The organism is Rhodococcus sp. 06-1474-1B (assembly GCF_002258885.1).
Lineage (GTDB): Bacteria > Actinomycetota > Actinomycetes > Mycobacteriales > Mycobacteriaceae > Rhodococcoides > Rhodococcoides fascians.
The window spans coordinates 1-1,651 of sequence record NZ_NOYR01000030.1 but is presented as its reverse complement, the minus strand read 5'-3'; the positions used below and the strand labels follow the sequence as shown (position 1 = coordinate 1,651).

Annotated in this window: 1 protein-coding gene; it reads right to left on the bottom strand. The window is 63.1% G+C overall.

The window, feature by feature from the left end; all coding sequences use genetic code 11:
• Window positions 1-54 precede the first annotated feature (54 nt).
• Window positions 55-1,651: acyl-CoA carboxylase subunit beta (locus CH266_RS17910; protein WP_217901008.1), on the bottom strand; the 1,597-nt coding region annotated here is incomplete at its 5' end.

Below are 1,651 nucleotides of genomic sequence, written 5' to 3'. Positions count from 1 at the left end.
CGCTCACTGCGTCATGATTCGCTTCGCCGCTCACTGCGTCATGATTCGCTTCGCTCATAGTGGGATGTTTCCGTGTTTCTTCGGGGGCAGGGTCACTTGTTTGCGTTCGAGCAGCCGCAACGCGGTCACGATCTGTCCGCGGGTGTGACTGGGCGGGATGACCGCATCGAGATACCCGCGTTCGGCAGCGACGTACGGATTGACCAACGTGTCCTCGTACTGCTGCTGCAACGTCAGCCGCAATGCATCGACGTCCTCACCGTTCTTCGCGGCCTCGAGCAACTGCTTGCGGTAGACGAACCCGACCGCACCCGAGGCACCCATCACCGCGATCTGCGCCGTCGGCCACGCCAAATTGACGTCGGCACCCATGTGCTTGGACCCCATCACGTCGTACGCCCCGCCATAGGCTTTGCGGGTGATGACGGTGATCTTCCCGACCGTCGCCTCCCCGTAGGCGTACAACAACTTCGCTCCACGCCGGATGATGCCGTTGTATTCCTGGCCCGTCCCGGGCAGGAACCCCGGCACATCGACCAACGTGATGATCGGAACGTTGAAACAATCACACGTGCGGACGAACCGGGCCGCTTTCTCCGAGGCATCGATATCCAACGTTCCCGCGAACTGGGTCGGCTGATTGGCCACGATCCCCACCGACCGACCGTCGATCCGCCCGAACCCGACGATGATGTTGCGGGCCCGCCCCTCTTGGACTTCGAGGAATTCGTCGTCGTCGAGGATCCGGCGGATCACCTCGTGCATGTCGTACGGAGTGTTCGGCGAATCCGGAATCAACGTGTCGAGTTCGAGATCCTCCGCCGTCAACGAATCCTCGATGGATCCGAGAACAGGATCCGACGCCACCGTGCGCGGGGCATCGGCCCGATTGTTCGACGGCAAATACGACAGAAGGTCGCGGACGTAGTCGAGGGCGTCCTGCTCCCCGGACGCGACGTAATGCGCGACCCCGGACTTCTCCATGTGAGTGTGCGCGCCACCGAGCTCTTCCATCGTCACGTTCTCCCCGGTGACGGTCTTGATCACATCGGGGCCGGTGACGAACATCTGACTGGTGCCATCGACCATGACCACGAAATCGGTCAACGCCGGTGAGTAGACGTGCCCACCGGCGGCGGGGCCCATGATCACCGAGATCTGCGGGATCACCCCGGATGCGCGGACGTTGCGGTGGAAGATCTCCCCGTACAACCCGAGGGAGACCACCCCCTCCTGGATGCGGGCCCCGGCACCTTCGTTGATGCCCACCAACGGCCGCCCGGTCTTGATCGCCAGGTCCATCACCTTGACGATCTTCTCGCCGTAGATCTCCCCCAAACTGCCGCCGAAGACGGTCGCGTCCTGGGAGAACACGCACACATCGCGGCCGTCGACCGTGCCGTAGCCGGTGACGACACCGTCACCGAAGGGGCGATTGTCACCCAACCCGAAATTCTGTGATCGGTGCCGCGCCAACGCATCGAGTTCGACGAACGAGCCCTCGTCGAGCAGGGCGGTGATCCGCTCACGCGCGGTCAACTTGCCCTTCGCGTGGACCCGCTCCACCGCCGCCTCACCCGACGGCATCTCCGCAGCCCCCAGACGTTTACGAAGATCGGCCAATTTACCCGCAGTGGTATGGATATCGGGT